Origin of the sequence: Enterococcus sp. AZ140 (assembly GCF_051714405.1) — a bacterium.
GTDB lineage: Bacteria > Bacillota > Bacilli > Lactobacillales > Enterococcaceae > Enterococcus_B > Enterococcus_B pernyi.
This window is the reverse complement of sequence record NZ_JBIORU010000001.1, coordinates 127,973-147,550: the sequence shown is the minus strand read 5'-3', so window position 1 is coordinate 147,550 and position 19,578 is coordinate 127,973. Positions and strand designations below refer to the sequence as shown.

The 19,578-nt window shown below is 38.1% G+C and carries 14 protein-coding genes; 2 read left to right on the top strand and 12 right to left on the bottom strand.

Translation table 11 applies throughout. The features are described from left to right. Positions 1-1,106: 1,106 nt before the first annotated feature. The 12 genes from IGJ39_RS00725 to IGJ39_RS00670 form a co-directional block, all read right to left on the bottom strand. Positions 1,107-1,733, bottom strand: a complete 627-nt coding sequence (locus IGJ39_RS00725; RefSeq protein ID WP_019722584.1) for an ATP-binding cassette domain-containing protein — start codon at positions 1,731-1,733, stop codon at positions 1,107-1,109. Beyond that, entirely contained in the window at positions 1,726-3,696 is a 1,971-nt protein-coding gene (locus IGJ39_RS00720) for a DUF1430 domain-containing protein (protein ID WP_029593949.1), read from the bottom strand. Before IGJ39_RS00720 ends, IGJ39_RS00725 begins: the two co-directional genes overlap by 8 nt. A 377-nt stretch (positions 3,697-4,073) precedes the next feature. Next, the gene (locus IGJ39_RS00715) at positions 4,074-5,855 is read right to left on the bottom strand and encodes an oligopeptide ABC transporter substrate-binding protein (RefSeq protein ID WP_019722582.1); all 1,782 of its coding nucleotides are present in this window, start codon (positions 5,853-5,855) and stop codon (positions 4,074-4,076) included. Between the two features lie 25 nt (positions 5,856-5,880). Beyond that, complete coding sequence (locus IGJ39_RS00710) at positions 5,881-6,795, bottom strand: ABC transporter permease (RefSeq protein ID WP_010734434.1); 915 nt, start codon at positions 6,793-6,795, stop codon at positions 5,881-5,883. 28 nt (positions 6,796-6,823) lie between these two features. Beyond that, positions 6,824-7,786 carry an oligopeptide ABC transporter permease gene (gene opp4B, locus IGJ39_RS00705; RefSeq protein ID WP_010734435.1) on the bottom strand — a complete coding sequence of 321 codons (963 nt, stop codon included), beginning with the start codon at positions 7,784-7,786 and terminating at the stop codon, positions 6,824-6,826. Continuing rightward, the gene (locus IGJ39_RS00700; protein WP_010734436.1) at positions 7,786-8,730 is read right to left on the bottom strand and encodes an ABC transporter ATP-binding protein; all 945 of its coding nucleotides are present in this window, start codon (positions 8,728-8,730) and stop codon (positions 7,786-7,788) included. The genes opp4B and IGJ39_RS00700 overlap by 1 nt, the downstream gene beginning before the upstream one ends. Then, entirely contained in the window at positions 8,731-9,735 is a 1,005-nt protein-coding gene (locus tag IGJ39_RS00695; protein ID WP_010734437.1) for an ABC transporter ATP-binding protein, read from the bottom strand. A gap of 587 nt (positions 9,736-10,322) precedes the next feature. Beyond that, a complete protein-coding gene (gene acpP, locus IGJ39_RS00690; RefSeq protein ID WP_023518907.1) occupies positions 10,323-10,565 on the bottom strand; it encodes an acyl carrier protein in 243 nt (80 codons plus the stop codon). A gap of 119 nt (positions 10,566-10,684) precedes the next feature. Next, positions 10,685-11,686 (bottom strand): phosphate acyltransferase PlsX, encoded by a 1,002-nt coding sequence (gene plsX / locus IGJ39_RS00685; protein ID WP_019722581.1) that lies wholly within the window; start codon positions 11,684-11,686, stop codon positions 10,685-10,687. 46 nt (positions 11,687-11,732) lie between these two features. Beyond that, complete coding sequence (recG, locus tag IGJ39_RS00680; RefSeq protein WP_019722580.1) at positions 11,733-13,769, bottom strand: ATP-dependent DNA helicase RecG; 2,037 nt, start codon at positions 13,767-13,769, stop codon at positions 11,733-11,735. A gap of 109 nt (positions 13,770-13,878) precedes the next feature. Beyond that, positions 13,879-15,561, bottom strand: a complete 1,683-nt coding sequence (locus IGJ39_RS00675; RefSeq protein WP_019722579.1) for a DAK2 domain-containing protein — start codon at positions 15,559-15,561, stop codon at positions 13,879-13,881. Between the two features lie 51 nt (positions 15,562-15,612). Beyond that, positions 15,613-15,975 (bottom strand): Asp23/Gls24 family envelope stress response protein, encoded by a 363-nt coding sequence (locus IGJ39_RS00670; protein WP_010720424.1) that lies wholly within the window; start codon positions 15,973-15,975, stop codon positions 15,613-15,615. Positions 15,976-16,246: 271 nt separating this feature from the next. Here IGJ39_RS00670 and rpmB point away from each other — a divergent pair, with 271 nt between their 5' ends. Both rpmB and IGJ39_RS00660 read left to right on the top strand, forming a co-directional pair. Continuing rightward, complete coding sequence (gene rpmB, locus IGJ39_RS00665) at positions 16,247-16,435, top strand: 50S ribosomal protein L28 (protein WP_019722578.1); 189 nt, start codon at positions 16,247-16,249, stop codon at positions 16,433-16,435. A 446-nt stretch (positions 16,436-16,881) separates the two neighbouring features. After that, complete coding sequence (locus IGJ39_RS00660; protein WP_019722577.1) at positions 16,882-19,554, top strand: YfhO family protein; 2,673 nt, start codon at positions 16,882-16,884, stop codon at positions 19,552-19,554. The last annotated feature ends 24 nt before the right edge of the window (positions 19,555-19,578 follow it).

The window sequence follows — 19,578 nt, the reverse complement described above, 5'->3', positions numbered from 1 at the left end:
CATTCCTTTATGGCTATTTTTTCAATACTTCCTTATTATACTGGTTTTTTATAAAATATGAAATGGTTGAGACAAAAGGTATGAAAAGCTTTATGAATGATATGAATAAACCTCCTATAAAAAAATAAACTAAGACTAGCAGACACGAAATCCGTTAGATGCTCTCTTTGTTTTCTGATCGTCGTATGTTTATCCTATTGAGAAGTCTCTTCCTTTAGTTGTTCGCCAACACTCAATAATAAATAGGGACGAAGTAGTCTATCCATAACTTCTATGATACACTTGCCGTGGGAGCTGGAGGTAATACACTATAAAATATCAGATTAGTTGCTTTTGCTGTTACATACGAGATCATAAGCATTGACCCATCGATGATTATGATTTATTAGTTAGAATAATCAACATCCACGATTTTTTGTCTAGTCACGAAAGTACAGAAACCATTTGAGTGACGTTAACTGACAAAGGGTATCGTCAAAATATAATGTAAGTTGGTGATTACAATTTTTTCAATATCTAGTTTTATTTTTGTTGTAGTTTTTGTCGGTATAATAAAAATCGTTGCACAGTTAAACGAAATAATTAGCTTGCTACGCTCAAAAAGTAAAATCGAGACTGAGTTGGTTGAATCAATAAAAACAATAAAAGAAAAGAATCATTTTTAGCTACTATTTATCTTAGCTAAAGTAGCACAACCTTAGAGAACAGATAAAGTATGAAACAAAATGTTTAAAATAGTACAATACTAAACCACTCCCTCTCAACAGATCAATCAACGCTTGAGCGACGATCTCATCTCTTTTCTATCGGAGTGAGATCGTCGTATTTATTATGAATACTTGTAAAATTTATCCGTTAATCGATACTTAATTGGACTCTCTTCCCCAAATTTTTAATCCTATTTTTTTACAATTCAGCTTATGCCATTAAATCATTCGCTGGTTAATCTCTGAGAAGGAGTTTTCAAAGTTAACTTTGCAATGAGTGATGGAAATCGAGCAAAACTCAGGAAATCCTTCCTCACTAAAACAAGTGTAAAAAAGACGTTCGTTAATATTTCCCCTTGATTTGTATTGGATGTATCGCAATTCATTATATTCTTATACCTACACTAACTTACTTCTATTTATCAGTTCATTCATATCAACTTGCCCACCTAGTTGTTCTGCCAAATCTAAATCATGGGTGACTAAGACGATCGTCACTCCTTGCTCGTTCAATTCTTTCAATGCTTCGATCACAAGTTGCCGATTTCCTTTATCCAAAGAGGCAGTGGGCTCATCTGCAAAAACGATTTTAGGTGTTTGCAAAAACAAACGAGCTAAAGCTACTCGTTGTTGCTCACCACCGCTTAAACGAAATACTTTTTGATGCAGTGAGTCTTCCATTTGGAACTTACGGAGTGCAGCAATCATTTTTTCCTCTTCTTTTACTACCAATTGTAAATTTTGTTTGACTGTTTCATTATCGATCAATGCAAAGTTCTGAAATAAAAATCCTGCATATTCACGAAAGAAACGTTTTTTACTTTTACGGTGAAGGAATTGATTGTCTATCCATATTTCACCAGAATCTATGGGTTCCAGTTGTCCTAAGCAGTTCAGTAACGTTGTTTTTCCTACACCACTGCTTCCCGTGATCACAGTTATTGAACCAGTCTCTACATGTAAAGATAAGTTCTCAAAAATCACTTTTCCTTTATACTTTTTAGTGATTTCTTTGGCTTCAATCATATTTGATCACCTCTAGACGTTTTCTTTTTTCTGATAAATACGTAGTGAATAAAAGGATACATAATTCAAATAATAGTAATAGAATCAAAATCTGCCACCAAACATGATTGATGAGTAATAAAATCAACGCAACAACGGTAGAAATGGCTAATATGATTTCATAATATCTGTGATGCCTCTGTAACAGAGTCCAACCAGCAATATATTTAAGAAACAGTTTTTTCTTATTCATTTCCACATACAGTAAACTCAAATAGACTTGAATAAAAACAAAGCCAATAAGGATCAAGAACAAAATACTAAGGGTTGTATAATATTCACGTTTCACACCCATAAGAGATTGATTGATGCTATCTTTTACAGCAATCAATCCATAAAAATCATGTTCCATATGATTTTCTTTAATAAATTCTTGGACAAGTTGAGGGTCTCGAAACAAGTAAGTCCCATTTGAAATATCCTGTATCCATATTTCAATATTTGGTTGGATCAATGGCAATGACATGGAAACGATAATTGGATTGGAAGAAAAATTTTTTTCATAGGGTTGGAAGTTATAGTTAAAAAGGACTTGGTTTGCTTGTATATAGAGAACTTTTAATTCCCCCTCATATGCTTTCGTCTCGTACTCAAAAGAATTTTGATAAAAATCAAGTTCATCCTCGGCTTCTGGAATGATCATTTCTGTATACATTCGCTTATTTTCAGGAATGAGCAGATAAAAAAAAGAATCATCTAATGAGTCAATCAATTGACCATCCGCATCCTTGATAGCCAATTCTTGTACGGCATGATGGTTACTTAACCAAAAAGCGTCATTTTCAATATAATTTAGTGTCGGACTACTATGACCAAGTTCATTATCCCTTAGAAAAATCCCACCTGACTGTTCTGATTTTTCCAACAAGGGAAGTAACCGTGCATTGATTGGTGCTTGTGCTTTCTTTCGGACGTCTTTACTTTCTGCCGGGTTTACAAGTAGATTGGTGTCTCTACTAAATGCCAAGTGATAATAGTCGGGAACTCTTGTCCATTGGGAGAGCTGCTGTTCAAGTTCACGCGTCTCCATTACTTTATTTGATAATGTACTGGCTTGCACCGTAACAAACGTGAAGATGATGATCTTTAATAAAAGGTTCAAACGAAATAATAATCGGTAAGGTTTCCTTCCTTTTATCTTATCTGAAATCGTACCGAACGAAAAAATAATCCCACTCGTAAATAATTGAAGAACCCAAATCATTAAATGACCCCAGAAAAAAATCGGTCGATAAAGAAACTGTAATTGTGGAAACCACCAAGAAAAAGCAACCATCAAGAGAGTAAAAATCGCACTATCAATGAAACTATCCTTGATGGACACTATCAGCCAACGATGTCCTAACATCTCAATCACACCAATTTTCTTACGAAGGGAAGCTTTGTAAAACAGTAAAGCTAAGATCACAAAGAAAAATAGAATAAAGAAGAGTTGTCCAATACTCATTAATAAACCCGCTGTCAATAACTGGAACCATTTTATCTCCTCAATCTCCAATTTGATTCCTTGATCATGAAAATCAGCGATCATTCCAGATGGAGGGGCTTCTGTTACAATATAAGTCCCCAATACATCTTGATGCTGCATCTCTGTGTAATCATAAAAATAGGTGGCAACATCCGATCTTATAGGTGGAAAAGAGTATTCCGAACGTTCCACCTTGTCAAAGGTATAAATCTCCTTTGTCGTCTCACCGGAGGCGCCAATTCTAAAAACCAGTTTATGTATAGCAATTTGATGTTTTTTTGCATAAGCAGAAATTTTTTGATTGATTTCCTCAATCGTCCCACTCGCTTCTTCAATCACAATGCCCGAATGAGCATTTGGGATAGCACTCTTGATTCCTTCATTTCCAATAAAAGAAATGGCATAAAGAAAACTTAACACTGTAACTATAAATAACCCTCGATAGATTTTTTTCATAATGAAAGAAAAAAGCATCTAAAATATAAGGAAGTTGAAAACACTTTGAACAATATTTGAGAAGTTATGAAATATTGTAACTACATTTATATCTTAGCTACTTATGATTTCTACATCCACCACCCTCCAGATCTATTTTTAGTAAAAAGCGAGGAGCCTCCACATATATTCTCCTCTGAAGATTGATAGTGACTTCTGAACTATATAAAGTAACAACAAAAATAAAATTTCCTAATTATTCTCCTCCTTTCATATATATTATATACTTTCACATGTTCCAAAAACAGATAATTCCTTTTTTTCCTAATCAAAAAAACCGAGCCAGCCGAGAACAGGAAAATCCTATCTCGAACTGATTCGGTTTTATTATTTGTTGATTATGAACGTGAATCTGAAGTTACAGATACAACAGCCCATGGATTGACAGCATCATATGCCCAATTCCAATCTTTTACGCGGTCGTTTACTGGTAATACTTCGTTACGGAACAATGTTGGAATAGCAAAAGCTTCTTCAAATGCGTATTCTTGCCATTTTTTGTAAGCTTCTTTTTGGTAATCTGCATCAAATGCTGCACTTGAATTGATATCATTGATCAATTTTGTGTTTTCTTCTGACTCATAACGAGTGTAGTTGAACGCTGCATTTGCACCCCATAGTCCACTTGGATTTGGATCTGTTCCTGTGTTCCAAGCAGCTTGGTAGATGTCGATTTCTGGATCATCATTTTCTAAACGATCATAGAATGAGTTGAATTCGATCAGACGACCTGTTGTATATTGAACATCTAAGCCGATTTCTTTCCATTGTTGTACGTAGTAATCTGCTAATGGTTGCGCTGTTTCGCCACCTGACATTGACGCAAAGTTGATTGTCAACTTGTTACCATCTTTGTCTTCACGGATACCATCGCCATCAACATCTTTATATCCTGCATCATCCAATAATTTATTGGCTTTATCAATATCTTGTGTGAAGCCTTTTAGATCTGCATCGTGGAATCCTTCAAATACTGGTGGAATCAATGAAGTCGCATTGCTTCTTAAACCAGCATAGAAACGTTCGCCTACTGCAGTGTTGTCTAAAGCGTAACCCATTGCTTGACGTAATGCTTTGTCAGCCATTTTTGAGTTTGGATCATATTCTACGCTTCCACTTTCAGCATCCCATTTACCTAGTTTGAAACCTAAGTAAGTGTATGAAGTTTGCTGACGTCCTAGATTCGTATAGCCAGCGATATCTTTGTATGTGTCATACGTATCTGTTGGCATTTGGAAAATCATGTCATACAATTTTGAATTTAATGCTTCTGTTGCACTTGCTGTTGGTAATGATTTCATTGTGATTTTCTTCAATTGTGGTGTACCATTCCAGTAGTATTCATTTGGTAAGAATTCTACTGATTCACCAGCAACGATGTTACTCATATAGTAAGGACCAAATGTCACAGGGTTCTTACGGACTTGATCACTTGATTCCATGTCTTTGATCGCAATTCCTTCAAGTGTGTGTTTTGGCGCTGCATATGTCCAAATACCACCACCTGCTTGAAGCATGCTTGGGTTCATTTCTTTATATTCGATCTTAACTGTTTTGTCATCTACTTTTGTAATTCCAGAAATCGTATCTGCACTACCGCTGTTATATTCTTCCATACCAACGATGTTACGGAATGTATCATCGTAACGGATACCAGTGTATTCAGGGTTTCCGATGATTTCATAAGGGAAAATAACATCATCTGCTGTGACATCGACACCATCAGACCATTTTACGTTGTCTTTCAGTGTGATTGTCGCTGTTTTCGCATCTTCGTCTAATTCTAATGAGGCTGCACCATCGTTTGTAATCGTGAAGTTGTCATCATTTGTAAATAATGGTTCATGTGAAGGCGCCATAAACGCTGCATCAAAGGCATCTTGGTAAAATTCCCATTGGAATAATCCTTTGAACTGACTGTCTGTTGCTACTGCCACATCTAGCTGTCCATCTTCGATTGCTTCATCATTATTCGTTGTAGCTAATGGGAAAGTCAATTCACTTTTATCCCCATTATCTGCTGAATTATTACCTGACGAGCTAGTTCCGCCGCCATTTCCACACGCTGCTAATGCTCCCACAGATAGCAGTGTGACAAATCCAAAAATCGTTTTCTTCATATCCTATTTTCCCCCTTCACTTCTCTTATCCTAAACGTTGTCGCGCATCTGCAGAACGCTTAAATGCTTGTCCAACGTAGTTTATACTCAACATCAACACTAAAATTAGAATTGACGCGGGTAACCAAATCCATTGTCGATTCACTAAAACTTCACCGTTACTTGCATAACCGATCAATGTTCCTAAACTAGGTACATTAGCTGGCAATCCAAAGCCTAAGAAAGTCAAAGTGGTCTCGATCCCAATATTTGCCGCAAAGTTCATTGTTAAGTTGGTGATGATCAATGAACTAAGGTTTGGCATGATTTCACGGAACATGATTTTGAAATCACTTGTTCCCATCGTTTTTGAAGCACTGACATAATCACGTCTAGCTTCTGATAACGTCTTACTTCTGAATAATCGGGCTTTAGCTACCCAATAAAATGCACTCATGATAAAAATAAATGACCAAACGTTATAGCGCGAAATGATCGAAACAAACACGATAATGATCAACATGATCGGTAAAATCATAATAAAATCAACAATACGCATCAATACGTTATCAATGATCCCACCATAAAACCCTGAAAGAATTCCAAGTCCTACTCCGATGATCGACGTAATGATCGTAATCGCAAAACCGATCATCACAGAGTTTCTTGCTCCGATAATCAATTGACCGAAGACATCACGTCCACCTTCATCTGCTCCTAAAAGGAATTTTGATCCTTGAGAAGAGATGGCGCCAGGTTCAGCATACTTATCAAAAATACTAACAAACATTACTTTATCTTGGTCAATAAAGATTGCCCCGATAAAAATAACTAATAGTAAAACAACTAACAAAGCCAGTGAAAAAATGGCTACTTTATCTTTTTTGAATTCTCGTGCAATCATTCGTATACCCATTGGTGGGATACTTTCTTGCGCAACTTCTTTGTTTTTATCACTCATGATCGATTCTCCCTTCTGTTTGATTTTTTTATTGGATTCGTATACGCGGATCAACAATGCTCATGATAATATCTGACAGCAGTGTTCCGACGAGCGTTGCGATTCCTAAAATCAAGACTAAGGCTGTGATTACGGTATAATCACGTTGACCGATTGAGTCAATAAACAATTTTCCGACACCAGGATAACCAAAGATTTTTTCGATAACGACAGAACCAGCAATCAATGAAGTAATTTCATACCCCATTTGAGATGCCATTGGCAATGCTGCATTACGGAAAATGTGACGACTGAATACTTTGTTTGTCGGCACCCCTTTGGAACGAGCTGTACGTACAAAGTCTAAGGATTTCGAATCAATGACTTCACTTCGTAAATACTGGATCGTTACTGCTGTGGCTAAAAAGGCCTGTGTGATCGATGGTAATAGAATGTATTGCAATCGATCCATCCATTGAGCGAAAAATCCTCCCTGGAAACCTAAAGTCTGAGAACCACTTGTTGGGAACCAACCTAAACGATAGCCAAAAACAAACAACATGATCAATCCGAAAATGAATAATGGAACAGCAAAACTGAAGAAGTTATAAATAACAACAGCTTTGTCCAAAATCGAATTTTGGTATCGACCAGCTAACATACCTAGTGGTACAGCAATCAAGTACGTAATAATAACAGTTAAAATAGATAAATATAAAGTATTGACGATTCGTTCTCCAATCAAAGAGGAAACCGAACGCTTATACAAGAAACTTTGTCCAAAATCACCTTGTAAGGCATTTCCGACCCAACGGAAATATTGTTCATACCAAGGATCATTCAAGCCCGCTGCCTGACGCATCTGCTCGATCACAGCTGGATCTTGGTTTGGGTTGATCAATCCTGTAAACGGATCTCCAGGCATGGCTTGCGCTAGCATAAAGATCAACACACTAAGAATGATCACTTGTGGGATCATCAAAAGAACTCTTCGTAGAATCGTTTTCCACATTAGCTAGCACCTCCATCTTTCAACGCTACTTTGTGTGTAGTGGTTAGTGTACGTAAATCATACACTCGCCCTGCTGTATCGTAGTAATCTTTTTGATGTTCGATATACTCACGTTCAACATTTCGTCGGTTTTGTTTTTGTATTTCCCGATTGTCTACATCGATTCGTGGAATCGCAGATAGTAAGCGTTTTGTGTAGATGTGGCGCGGATCATTATAGATATCTTCTCGTGTACCGATTTCAACAAATCGACCTTTGTACATGATCGCGATGTTGTCACACATGTGTTTTACGACACCCAAGTCATGAGAGATGAATAAATAGCTTAAGCCAAATTCTTGTTGGATGCGTTTCATAAAGTTCAATACTTGTGCCTGAACAGATAAGTCTAGGGCAGATACAGGTTCATCAGCAACAATCAATTTAGGATTCGTTGCTACTGCTCGGGCAACGCCTAAACGCTGTCTTTGTCCACCAGAAAATTCATGAGGATATTTGTATAACGCATCTTCTGGCATCCCAACGATGTCCAATAAGCCTTTGACTTTTTTCTTTTCTTCCTGATCGCTCAAGCGTTCAAAGTTACGGATCGGCTCAGCGATAATGTCCAGTACTCGTTTTTTAGGATTCAAACTAGACATTGAATCTTGAAAGATCATTTGGACGTCTTTGTTGTAGCCGATTTTTTTGCGGTTACTTCTTTTCGTGACGTCTTTTCCTTCATACATGATTTGGCCAGAAGTCACTTTTTCTAGGCCGACAACCGCTTTTCCGGTTGTGGATTTCCCAGAACCTGATTCTCCAACTAGTCCGTATGTTTTTCCTTTTTCAATAATAAAATCGACGCCGTCTACTGCATAGACATGGTCTGTTACTCGGTTGAAAAACCCACTGCGAATAGGATAGTGAACTTTCAAATCTTTGATTGTAATTAATTCTGACATCTACACCTCTCCTTTTTCGTCTCTAAAGTGGAAATGTTTATAACATGAGCAACGTACCATATGATTCGGTGCGATTTCATGCAAGACTGGATTTTCTTCGTGAGCGCTTGCTGGGATCCAAGGAATCCGTGGCGCAAATCGGCAACCTGTTCGTGGCATATTTTTTAATGAAGGGACTACGCCTTCAATCACATGTAACTCTGCCTCGTGGTTTCCTTCTTGTGGAATCGAATTTAGCAATGATTGTGTATATGGATGTTTTGGATTTTCAAATAACTCTTTGACTCCTGCAACTTCAACAAATTGTCCACCATACATCACAGCAACACGATCCGCCATTTCAGCTACGACACCTAAATCATGTGTGATCAAGATAATCCCAGTTTTAGTTTCTTCTTGTAAATCTTTTAGTAAGTCAAGAATCTGTGCTTGGATCGTTACGTCCAAGGCAGTCGTTGGTTCATCCGCGATAATGATCGGTGGCTTACATGCAATCGCAATCGCGATGATCACCCGCTGTCTCATCCCACCGGACAACTCATGAGGATACTGACGTCCAACTCGTGCAGGATTCGGAATCCCTACTTGTTCTAGTAATTCTAATGCACGTGCTTGTCTTTGCTCAGCAGTCATTTTTGTATGGTAAGACAAACCTTCTTTGATTTGGTCTTCAATTCTCATCAAAGGGTTTAATGCAGATAATGGATCTTGAAAAATCATCCCAATATCATTTCCGCGGATCTTGTTATACAATGTTTCATTTAATTCAATTAAATTTAAATCATTGTACATGATCTCCCCTGTGATCTTTGTATTGTTAGGATCTAATAATCCCATAATCGTTGTAGCTAACGTACTTTTCCCGCAACCAGACTCACCAACGATGGCTAAGATCTCGTTTTTATCTAAAGTAAAAGAAACGTCGTCTACTGCATCGTAGTATTCATCTTTTAGACGGAAGCCTGTGTGTAGGTTCTGAACATCTAATAATTGGTTATCTGACAATCGAATACCCCTCTCTGCTCCCTCGATGGAAGTTTTTAATAAAAAAAATAATCCTACACTGAATAACAACTTAGCAAAAAAAAATTAAATAAGTAGCATTCTAAGGAGTGTGTAATTAATTATTAATAATTATATAGAAAACCGTTTTATATTGCAAGATTATTTCACACTGTTGCCAGAATTGTCTGAAAAATCTTACGTAGCTATGTCAGCTCCTAAAGAAGATTAAAAAAAAATGAGGTATGTGGCTAACCTTCTCTTTATCCTACTATTTTTATAAATTAAGAATCATTATAAAAATCTGCAAAAATCACTTTTTTTATAAAAAACCGTTTTAACCTAAGAGGTGTCCTATTTTATAAAAGCATAATTATACAGTATATACGAAATAGAAATGTTGTGAAACTACCTCTTTCTATCGAATTTTGTGACATATTTCTTCTCTTTAAAAAAACTCTTTTATTTAAATAATTATGACTGAAAAAGCCAAGAAACCATGAAATAGCTAAACTATTTCTGACTTCTTGGCTTTGAATTGAAATTGGCTTTTGCCAATTCATTCATCAGTTGATGTGTATTTATTCAATTTATTTCAAGTGTTTGCTGATATAATCCACGGCACCGCCGACTGTTTCGATTTGTTCAGCATCTTCATCAGAGATCTCTGTACCGAATTCATCTTCTAGTTCAAGAACAAATTCCATGATACTAATTGAATCAGCTTTCAGATCATCTTTAATGTTTAATTCATCTGTCACTTTGTCTGTATCCATTTCAAAGTGATTTGAAATGATTTTAGCTACCTTATTAAATACTTCTTCGCGCGTCAATTTTTTCACCCCCACAATTCTTAGAACTACTACGTTTTCTTCACCATAGCTAATTTTACTGACAATTTTTTGGAATGTCCACCCTTTTTTCTCCATCAGCTTGTCAATTCGTAGAAAATTTAGTCCTCTTTTTTCTCAAATTGCTCTACCAGTTGTCCTACAACATTGGTTTCAAGCATTGTACGGATTTGACGGATCGTATAGCGAACTGCATCTGGTCCAGTTGCACCATGCGTTTTGATAACTGGTGCTTTCAATCCAAATAAAACAGCTCCTCCATGTTTTGAATAGTCCATTTCAGATTTCAAAGAGCGCAAACCGTCTTTTAGCAGTAATGCACCCATTTTACCTTTGATGCCTTCATTCAAGATGGCAGATTTCAATAAGGTCATCATATTCATCGCTGTGCCTTCAATGGATTTCAACACTGCATTTCCGGTAAAACCATCGGTTACTACGACGTCTGCCACACCATTTAGTAAGTCACGCGCTTCCACATTGCCAATGAAGTTCAAGCTTGTTTCATTTTGCAAAAGTTCAAAGGCTTGTTTTGTCAATTCACTGCCCTTAGTCTCTTCCGTCCCATTATTGAGCAATGCGACACGAGGTCGTCCGATACCACGAACTTTTCTCGCATAAAATGACCCTAAAATACCATATTGTAAAAGATGCTCTGGTTTGTTTTCTGCATTTGCACCTAAATCTAGCATATCAAACCCTTCGCCTTCTTTGCCAATAACTGGCAATGTGGACATTAGTCCAGGGCGTTCGATGTTTTTGATGCGTCCAACAATAAACAAGCCAGCTGCTAGTAAGGCTCCTGTATTTCCTGCTGAAAAAATCGCATCTGCTTCCCCATTTTTAACTGCTTGGGCAGCTAAAACCATTGAAGCAGTTTTCTTGCGACGGATCGCTTTAACTGGTTCGTCATCACTATTGATTTTTTCGTCAGTATGGACGATTGTGATATTTTTTTCGTCTGTCAAATATTTTTTGATCTCTGATTCTTTACCGTAAAGAACAAATTCCAACTCAGGGAAATCTTTTTGTGCTAGAGCGATTCCTTCCACAATGGCTTGTGGTGCGTGATCTCCGCCCATTGCATCTACTGCAATTCTCATTATTATTTCCACTCCTTGTCATCATTTTGAAAGTATTGATAATCTGTTAATCAAAATAACGATTATCTTGTTCGCCTAATTGCAACTTGGCTGTTAATGGTTGATATTCAGGTAATAACTGCCAGTCTTTGATTTGCCAGATTGCCGCAGCTTCTTCACGGGCAACTTCTAAGACATTCCCATCTGTTACTAGATCTGCGATCGCAAATTCTGGCAAGCCGGATTGACGGAAGCCAAATACCTCTCCAGGCCCTCGTAATTCTAAATCCTTTTCACTCAAGATAAAGCCATTCGTGGTTTCTGTCATGATTTTCATTCGTTCGACACCCAGTTCATTTTTCGGATTTGCCACGAGGATACAATAAGAAGCCTCACTTCCTCGGCCGACACGCCCACGCAACTGATGCAGCTGAGCTAATCCAAAACGATCCGCATCCATGATCAACATGACCGTTGCATTCGGCACATTGACACCGACCTCGATCACTGTGGTTGACACTAAGATCTGGAGTTGATTTTCTTTGAATGTTTCCATGATCTGATCTTTTTCTTGATTCTTCATTTTACCATGCAACAAGCCAACTTCATATTCTGGTGCAAATAACTCACGAAGTTTTTCGTAAATTTCCACTGCATTTTTCACATCTAACGCTTCGGACTCCTCAATCAATGGACAAATCACATACATTTGATGCCCTCTGCGCAATTCTTTATAGGTCCATTCTAGCACGCTATCTAATTGAGGTGTTCGGACCCATCTTGTTTCGATCGGAATCCGTCCAGCGGGAAGCTCGTCGATTACAGATACATCCATTTCGCCGTATGCTGTAATTGCTAAAGTTCGAGGGATAGGGGTGGCAGTCATAAACAACACATCTGGACGCCAACCCTTCTCACGCAATACTTTTCGTTGGTTCACGCCAAAACGATGTTGCTCATCGGTGATCACTAAACCCAGATTTTGGAATGCGACACCTTCTTGAATCAGTGCATGTGTTCCCACGACGATATCGATTTCCCCATTTTCTAACCGTTCTAATAGCTCGCGACGTTCTTTTGCTTTCGTTGATCCGGTCAATAACGCAACGGTCACTTCATTTGGGTCAAATAATTGGGATAAACTTTCCATATGTTGTTGCGCCAATATTTCTGTTGGGACCATCAACGCTCCTTGAAAGCCAGCAGTCACTGTCGCATATAAAGCAATCGCAGCAACAACGGTCTTTCCACTTCCCACATCCCCTTGCAACAAACGCTGCATATGGTGTGGATTACGGAGATCACGGCAAATTTCATTAGTGACACGTTTTTGTGCCGTCGTTAATTCAAACGGCAACTTTTTTGTAAATTGTTTTAATCGTTCCACATCATAAAGGATCTCTAAGCCATTCTTTTCAGACTTTTCGGCTTTTTTCAGTCCTTGTAACTGCATCTGGAAAAAAAAGAATTCTTCAAAAACAATCCGTCGTTTGGCTTGATGATTTTCCTCATGATTTTGCGGAAAATGCATACTTCTTACAGCAGTTGGACGATCAAGCAAACGGTATTTTTCAATTAAAGATAGTGGTAAGTTTTCTTCAATCAAATCACCATACTCACTAAACCCTCGACGGATCAGATCGACCAGTGTCGTTTGGCGAATGGATTTGTTCACATGATAGATCGGAGAGAAATCATCTGGACTTTGCGAACCAAGGATCTTCATCCCATTTAGTGCTTTACGTTTCGCATCCCATTTCCCATAAACTGCGATTTCTTCAGATAAAATGACTTTATCTTTCAAATAGGGCTGATTGAAGAAAGAAACATTGAATACTTCATGTTCTTGCATCATTCGAAACTGTAGTCGGCTTTTTTTGTAACCAAAACGACTCATTACTGGCGGAGAGACAACTAACCCTTTTAATGTAACTTTTTCTTGGTCTTGGATTTCGTTTAGATTTCTTTCTTGGATATCTTCATAACGAAAAGGATAGTAAGTTAATAAGTCTTCGATTGTATGGATGCCTAGACTAGCCAAGCTATCCGCTCTTTTTTGACCAACACCTGCCAGCACTGTGACTGGATCAGCTAACGAACGCATAAGATTTCCCTCCTTTAACAAAAAAAGGAACTTGGTCAACGATTTGCAAATCGTTGACCGAAGATCCTTTCAAATGATTTTCTGCTTTATCTATCGGCTTCAGGCTGTATTATTCAGCAGAAAATAAATAAGGATAGACAGGTTGATCTCCTTGATGGATCTCGATTTCTAACTCAGGATATTTGTCGCTCAGTTGAGCCGCAAATGCTTGTGCTTGCTTTGCAGACCCGTCTTCTCCGGTTAATATCGTGACGATCTCAGTATCCTCGTTGATCATTTGCTCTAATGTAGCAAGTGATGTCGCTAAGATGTCTGGATTAGAGATCACGATTTTCCCATCGATCATCCCTAAGAAATCACCTTCTGTGATTTTCACTCCGTCGATCATCGTGTCGCGGATCGCATGTGTCACTTGACCACTGACAACACTTGAAAGCACATCTGTCATCGTTTCTTTATTTTCTTCTAACGTTGCTTGTTCATTGAAGGACAACATCGCTGTCAATCCTTGAGAAACTGTTTTTGATGGAACAACAGCAACTGGAAGTTCAGCCACTTCAGCAGCTTGATCAGCTGCCATAAAGATATTTTTGTTATTCGGTAAGATGATGACTTTATCTGCATTCACTTCATTGATCGCTTTCACGATATCTTCCGTACTTGGATTCATCGTCTGTCCACCACTGATCACGTAGTTTGCTCCTAGACTTTCAAATAACTCTTGCACACCTTTTCCGGCTGCGATGGCAACGATCCCGTAAGGTACACGAGGCTTCGTTTGTGCGACCGGCGCTGAAGGGGCTTGGTCATGTTCTAAGATCGTTTCGTGTTGCAAACGCATGTTGTCCACTTTGACTTTCACTAGGGAACCAAATTTCTGTCCGTAATTCATGACTTCCCCAGGGTTTTCTGTATGAACGTGTACTTTGATGATTTCATCGTCATTGACCACTAACAGGGAATCCCCAAGGCCATCTAGATAGTTACGAAACTCTTCATAATCAAATGTACTATCTACAGTTGGACCTTCACCGATCTTCACCATGATTTCTGTACAGTAACCATAATGGATATCCTCAGTTGCTAACTGACCTTGCACACTACGATGATGCTCTGCATTTACCATATCGTCCATTTGAGCAGGAGATGGTTCATAGACCTCGTCTGCTTGGTATTCACCATTCAACGCAGTTAAAAAACCTTCGTATACGAATAATAGTCCTTGTCCACCACTGTCAACAACGCCTACTTCTTTTAATACAGGCAACAAATCAGGTGTTTTTGCTAATGCACGTTTTCCACCTTTAACGACCGCAGTCATGACTTCGATCACATCGTCTGTTGATTTTGCTTTTTTCTCACCAGCTTTGGCAGCTTCTCTTGCGACTGTCAGGATCGTTCCTTCGACAGGTTTCATTACTGCTTTATAAGCTGTTTCGACCCCATGAGTAAAAGCTGCAGCTAAATCTGTTGCTGTCAAAACAGTCACATCAGGGATTTGTTTTGAAAAACCACGGAACAACTGAGATAAAATAACCCCAGAGTTTCCTCTTGCCCCCATCAATAAACCTTTAGATAACAGCGCTGCTAATTCTCCTACCTTTTCAGAGGTAGAATCAACAACGGCTTTTGCACCACTTGTCATTGATAAATTCATATTGGTACCGGTATCTCCATCGGGAACCGGGAATACATTTAGGGAATTGACGTATTCTGCATTTTTTTGTAGCCGATTCGCACCGGACTGAACCATTTCCTGGAATTGGCTTGCACTAATTTCTGTTACACTCACCTAGATAATCCTCCTTCAGATCGACTGCTGAACAGTCAGCAAGTCTCCTGCCTAGTCTGGCAGTACACGAACACCTTGCACGAAGACATTTACTGAATTGGCTGTAACACCTAGTAAAGTCTCCAAGTTATATTTCACTTTTTCTTGGACATTACGAGAAACTTCTGAAATTTTTGTGCCATAACTAATGATTGTATAAACATCTACTGCGATCCCATTAGCTTCTTGGCGGACAACTACTCCTCTTGAGTAATTTTCTTTACGCAAAATTTCAGTGATATTATCTTTGATTTGATTCTTGCTAGCCATTCCTACAACACCAAATACATCTGTTGCGGCACCACCAACAACTGTTGCGATGACATCATTGGTAATTTCAATGGTTCCAGCTGACGTTTGAATTTTTACAGCCATGAATGAGCCTCCTTAACGGGTAAAATATTCCCATTTTTCTACTATCACATTTTATCATAGCGTCAACCGAAATAAAAGGTTGTTCCCTTAAAGTACTCAAAAACCATTGAAAAAAATTAGGAAAAGACTTTGTTCACGTTACAATTAATCACTGAAAATGTCAATCAATTCTATGAAAATATGCTTGCAAATTCCTACGCCATATGATATGTTATTCTGGTATGAGCTGAATTTACTATTGCTCCAAATCAAGGCAAAGGAGGAAATTTACATGGCAAAAGTTTGTTACTTTACAGGTCGCAAGACAAAAAGTGGAAACAACCGTTCACATGCGATGAACTCAACAAAACGTACAGTTAAACCTAACTTACAAAAAGTTCGCGTATTGATTGACGGCAAACCTAAAAAAGTTTGGGTGTCAACTCGTGCGTTGAAATCAGGAAAAGTTGAACGCATATAATTGAATGAAATGATTTGAACCGTTCAACAAAATGAACGGTTTTTATTTTTTGCGAATCATTATCAAATGAGAGACATTTCCTCAACTACATGAAACTTAAGAAGAAAAAATAAAAAAGGCTTAAAACAATCAATCACCCAGATAATTGTTTTAAGTCTTCTTTTATGTGCCACTACCCCTCAGATAGTGATAGGTATATGTTTTTTTATAATTGTTACAAATAAAACATAACGCATTTGCAAACGCCTGTCAACACTTTATTTTAAAGTAGAAAGTGTTTTCTTATTTTGTGTTATTTTCTTAATGTAAATGTAATTTAAACTCACAAATGTTATTTAATTTCAAATGTAATTTTTTTATGAATTTGGTTGTATTTTCAGCAAGTAAAATCATGAATGTGATAAACTAATGATAACTTCAAATAGAAATTTGGTGACTGAATTGTAATGAAAACAACATTGAAAAAATTCTTAAAAGAAAACGGCCGCTATGCAGCTGCTAGCTTCTTTATCCCTTTGCTGATTCTTTTATTGGTTTATTTAAGTATCGGTATTTATCCAGGAAGTGATCGGAGCATTTTGGCTAGTGATGCTTTCTCACAATTTTCAAACTTTCATGCAAGCTTCCGTAATATGTTGTTAGGGAAACAAAGCATTTTTTACACGTGGAATGCCTCACTTGGCTTAAATTATCTATCATTGATTTCTTATTATTTAGGTGGACTTTTCACACCACTCGTTTTATTGTTCCCGAATCAATTGATGCCAGATGCCTTGTATCTCATCACCTTACTAAAGGTTGGTTCAGCTGGTTTATCCTTCTGGTTTCTAGCGCGTACCTATCGCATTCCACATTGGGGGCAAGTCGCATTAAGTGTCAGTTATGCGTCGATTTCATTTATCACTGCCCATTCAGAGATCATCATGTGGTTAGACACCTTTGTCTATCTTCCTCTGATCATTTTAGGTATCCATCGTGTGATGGACCAAAAGAAACCTATTTTATTGTTTGTTAGTTACTTGCTTTTGTTCTTATCCAGTTTTTATATGGGCTTCATGGTCGGGGTTTTCTCCTTTTTATACTTTGTTACACGACTACTGACGAATTGGCGGAGGTACAAAGGAACGATTTTACCTTATGGGATCACCTCTTTATTAGCAGGAGGTGCATCGATGGTGATCATCCTGCCTGCCATTCTCGATCTACGTGCCAATGGCGAAGCGTTGACGCAGATCACTTCATTAAAGACGGAAGCAACTTCTTATTTAGATTTATTGATGAAAAACATGGTGGGTGTTTATGACACGACGAAATATGGATCGATCCCATTTATCTATGCTGGATTGTTTCCTTTAGCACTATGCCTCTTGTATTTTGTCAGTCGCAAATTCCCCTTGAAAAATAAGTTGTTGTTCGGTGGGCTATTCGCGATCTTGATTGCTAGCTTCTATTTCGTTCCTTTGAATTTATTCTGGCATGGGATGCACGCACCAAATATGTTCTTATTCCGTTATGCCTATCTCTTTTCATTTCTCGTACTCTTGTTAGCGGCTCATAGTTGGGAACAGCTACAGGAGAAGGATCAGAAGCGATTGCTAGGCGTCATCATTGTACTAGCGGCTGCTTTTGCTACAGCTTGGGGAATCAAACCAGATGGCAGTTACACGTATGTCACGCTCACATCCTTTGTTTTGACGTTAGTCTTTTTAGCGCTCTACGCATTGACGATTGGTTTATTCCAACAACACCCATTTGATCTGAAACGTTTGAGTATTCTTCTGTTACTATTGATGACAGCAGAAGCCGCAGTCAATACCAACAGTATGATCCATGGCATTCTCGATGATTGGAATTATGCCTCAAGAAGTTTGTATACCGAACCTTATCCTGAGATCAAAACGTTAGTTGATGCCTCGAAAAAGGATTCCGATACGTTTTATCGATTAGAAAACCTTGATCCTGTTTCACCGAATGATTCGATCAATTATGGTTATAGTGGAATCAGTATGTTCTCCTCAATCAGAAATCGAAACTCTTCCTCTTACTTGGATACTTTAGGCTTCCGTTCTAGAGGAACAAATTTGAACATTCGCTACAATAATAATACCTTGTTGATGGATGGATTTACGGGAATCAAATACAATATTGCTAAAAACGACAGTAGCTTTAATAAATACGGCTTCCAATCCGTCGAACAAACGGACAACTATACTTTGTACGAAAATAGTAATGCTGTGCCATTAGCCTTTAAAGCACCTTTGACGATCAATAAGATCGAACAGCCGATAGGTGATAATCTAACCAGTCAAACCAATTTGATGAATGCTCTTTCTGGGTTGAATCAATCATTCTTTACGTTTTACAAACCAACCCTAAAAAGTCAACAGAACACGAAGATCACAACAACGACAAATGGGGTCACTTATAGTGAAACAGCGAATAATCAACCAAAAGAATTGACTTGGGAAGTCCAAGTACCTGCGAATACCCAAGCATATCTCAGCCTGTTTCCAACGAATTTCGCACAGTTAGAAAGCTCTACAGCAACTATTACCGTCAATGGTGTATCTAGAAAATCTCAAATTAACATTACTGGTCAATATTATGATTTAGGTTATTACCCACAAGACACAACGGTTACCTTCACTGCAAGCTTCTATGGAACCAAAGAAGTCAGCTTTATGGAACCACAAGTGGTCGGACTTGATGTCGTAGCGTATCAAGCCGCAATCAACCAAATCAGAAATAACGGTGTAGAGATGACTACTACCGGTCGAACAGCTACAGGAAAAGTAACCGCGACTGAAAAAACGATGATAGCCACGACTATCCCTTATGATGGTGGTTGGACTGCTAAAATCGATGGCGAAAAAGTTCCTGTGAAGAAATTCCAAGATGCCTTTTTGATGGTAGAAGTTCCTGAAGGTGAACATACGATTACTTTTAGTTACATGCCAAAAGGATTCATTCCTGGCTTACTTCTCTTTATTGGATGTATTGCCTTGTTTATCTTGTATCTATGGTACCTTCGTAAACGTCAGCCATTTAGTGGCGTCATTGATCCTATAAACGAAAGCGATGATCACCGTCCAAGACGTGAACGTCGTCGCGCAAGATAAAAAAAGCGTTTCGGTGATTGCCGA